3 protein-coding genes are annotated in these 3,257 nt (G+C 48.5%); all 3 read left to right on the top strand.

Annotation, left to right across the window (positions count from 1 at the left end; all coding sequences use genetic code 11):
- Nucleotides 1-259 (top strand): sigma-70 domain-containing protein (locus AC1WIP_RS13500; RefSeq protein WP_481142316.1); only part of this gene is annotated, 259 nt, incomplete at its 5' end.
- Between the two features lie 47 nt (nucleotides 260-306).
- Nucleotides 307-726, top strand: coding sequence for a hypothetical protein (locus tag AC1WIP_RS13495; RefSeq protein WP_481142315.1), 420 nt, complete (start codon nucleotides 307-309; stop codon nucleotides 724-726).
- Between the two features lie 36 nt (nucleotides 727-762).
- A partial coding sequence (locus AC1WIP_RS13490) for an insulinase family protein (protein WP_481142314.1) occupies nucleotides 763-3,257 on the top strand: 2,495 nt, incomplete at its 3' end.

The following is a 3,257-nucleotide window of genomic DNA, read 5'->3' as shown; positions in this document are numbered from 1 at the left end:
GGGAATGCTCTCCAGTATGATTATGAGAGCCATGGAAGAATTTATCCAGGAAAATGCAGCCCAGGAGAAAATGGACCGGCGGATTTTGGAAAAGGGAAATCTGGTGACAGAGAAAGCGAAAGAGCTGTCCCAGGCGTTATGCCGGAAGGTGACAAAGGAAGAGCTGGCCCAAGAGACGGGCATGTCCTTAAAAAGCATTCAGGACGCGCTTCGCATGAGCGGCTTTCAGATCGAATATATTGAGAATACGCAGCCATAAGGGGAACCTGAGAAAGGGGCTGGCTTCGTGGCAGGCATGGAGATGAAATGAAACAGACAATTTACGAGGACAATAAATACAGTATGCAGGATGTGGGCAATCTGTATATAGGGACAAAATATACGCTGGGGGAAATTGTGGATACGGAGGAAATTCCCTTTAAATTCCGGCTGCTGGTAGAGCGATATATTCTTCCGGAGGCCCACCCGGAGGATACACTGGAGAGCAATCTGTATTACCTGGATTCCAAAAGCTTTTTGGTAAAGATATATAAACAGATGAAGGCCCGGGTGAAAATCAACATTCTCGAGGAGAAAAAAAGCCTGACAGGCAAGCCGGGGAAACGGTATGTAACGCGGATATTGAGCGTGGAAGCACTGGCCGGGATACCTGCCTCGGAGAAGGAAAAACAGGGCGTGGTAGTGCAGGAGCTGATCCTGAGCAAGCTTGCTTTGGCATCATTTTAAAAGAATTGTCCTAAAAGGCGGGCAGGAGGTATATGCGTGAGAGTAGAAGAGTTATCCAGCTATGAAATATTAGAAAAAAGAGAAAGTAAGGATATCAACAGTCTGTGCTTTTTGTGCAGGCACAAAAAAACAGGAGCCAGAGTGGTCCTGATTTCCAATGACGATGAAAACAAGGTGTTTTACGCAGGCTTCCGCACACCCCCCAAAGACTCCACCGGGGCAGCCCACATTCTGGAGCATTCTGTCTTGTGCGGCTCAAAGGAATTTCCTGTGAAGGATCCCTTTGTGGAGCTTGTGAAGGGCTCCTTAAATACCTTTTTGAATGCAATGACTTATCCGGATAAGACCATATATCCCGTTGCAAGCTGTAACGATACGGATTTTCAGAATCTGATGCACGTCTATCTGGATGCGGTGTTTTATCCAAACATTTATGAGAAAGAGGCTGTTTTCTGCCAGGAGGGATGGCATTATGAGCTCTCCGAGGAAGGGGAGCTGTCCTTAAACGGTGTGGTGTACAATGAGATGAAGGGCGCCTTTTCCTCCCCGGATGACGTGCTGGAGCGGGAGATGATGCGCTCTCTCTACCCCCATACGGTTTACGCCTGGGAGTCGGGAGGAGATCCGCAGGTAATCCCGAAGCTTACCTATGAGGAGTTTCTTGCCTTCCACAAAAAATATTATCATCCCTCCAACTGCTACATTTACCTCTATGGCAATATGGATATGGCAGAGAAGCTTATGTTTATCGATGAGCATTATCTTTCTGCCTTTGATGCCAGAGAGATTGATTCTTCCATTGGAGAGGAGCCTGCCTTTACCCGGCAGAACCGGGTGGTGCGGGAATATCCCTTAAACGAAGAGGAGGATGAGGAGGACAATACCTACCTTTCCTTTAATGTGTCCGTGGGAGACAGCCTGGACAAGGAGCTGTATGTGGCCTTCCAGATATTGGATTATGCCCTTTGCTCCGCTCCGGGAGCGCCTTTAAAGAAAAAGCTCACCGATCTGAAGGTGGGAAAGGATATCTACAGCATCTATGAGAACGGCATCCGTCAGCCCTATTTCAGCATAGTGGCAAAGGGAACCTCCCTGAATAAGGAGAAGCTGTTCTTGGATACCATCAGGCAGGAGCTGGAGAGGCTTGTAAGAGAGGGCTTCGATAAAAAAGCCCTGCTTGCGGGCATCAATTATTATGAGTTTAAGTACAGGGAAGCGGATTTTGGCTCCTACCCCAAGGGCTTGATGTATGGACTGCAGATTATGGACAGCTGGCTTTATGATGAGACGAAGCCCTTTCTCCACATCGAGGCTCTGGATACCTTCAAAGAACTGAAAAGGAAGGTATCCGAGGGGTATTTTGAAGCTCTCACAGACAAGTATCTTTTGCGCAATCCCCATACCTCGGTGGTGATCTTAAAGCCTCATAAAGGTCTGGCAGCCATACAGGAGGAGGAAAACAAGAAAAAGCTCAGGGATATTTTGGAAAAAATGACGCAGGAAGAGCTTGCACAGGTAAAGGGCAGGCAGGAGCTTCTTTTGCAGTTTCAGGAAACGCCGGACAGTCCGGAGGATCTGCAGAAGATTCCTCTGTTGACCAGAAAGGATTTAAAAAAGGAAGCAAATGCTCTGGTCAATGAGGAACGACTTCTGGGGGATACCAGACTTTTGTATCATCCTGTTTTTACAAACGGCATCGGCTATCTGCGCCTGATCTTTTTTGTGAAGGATATTCCCCGGGAATATTTTCCGTATATTGGCGTACTGAAAGGCTGCCTTGGGCTTTTGAACACAGAGCACTATCAGTATGGAGATTTGTTTAACGAGATGAACCTGGTGACAGGAGGAATGGCAGCAGTAAACAACGTTTATGCAAAGGTGGAGGATTCCGACTGCTTCCATGTGACACTGGAACTGAAAACAAAAGCTCTTTATGAAAATCTGGGCAAAGCGGTGGAACTGATGCAGGAGGTTCTTCTCACCAGCGATTTTTCGGATACTAAAAGGCTTTATGAAATTCTTGCAGAGGGAAAATCCAGAATGCAGGCCCAGATGATTTCCGCAGGCCACAGTGTGGCAGTGGGCCGGGCCATGGCCGGTGCAAGCGTATCAGGCGCTGTGGGAGAGGTGCTGTCGGGAATTTCCTTTTACCGGCTGATCAGCCGCCTGGAAACTCATTTTGAGGAGGAAAAAGAGCGGCTTACGGAGTGTCTTGCCCAGCTGGCCAGAATGATTTTCCGAAAGGAAAACCTGATGGTTGACTTTGTGGGCGAGGAGGAAGCCCTGAAGGAGCTTACAGCGCCCATTGGGGCACTGGAGGAGCGGCTTTATGCCTGCCCCGTCCAAAGGGAGGCTTATGTGCCAGAGCTGATAAAAAGAAAGGAAGGCTTCCTAACCTCAGGACAGGTGCAGTATGTGTGCAGGGCCGGAAATTTCCGCAAGAAGGGACTGCCCTATCACGGAGCGCTGCGGGTGCTTAAGGTAATGCTGGGGTATGAATATCTGTGGGTGAACGTGAGAGTGAAGGGAGG

The organism is Acetatifactor sp., from assembly GCF_982438285.1.
The sequence above is the reverse complement of the archived record's forward strand: the minus strand, read 5'-3'. Positions and strand labels throughout refer to the sequence as shown.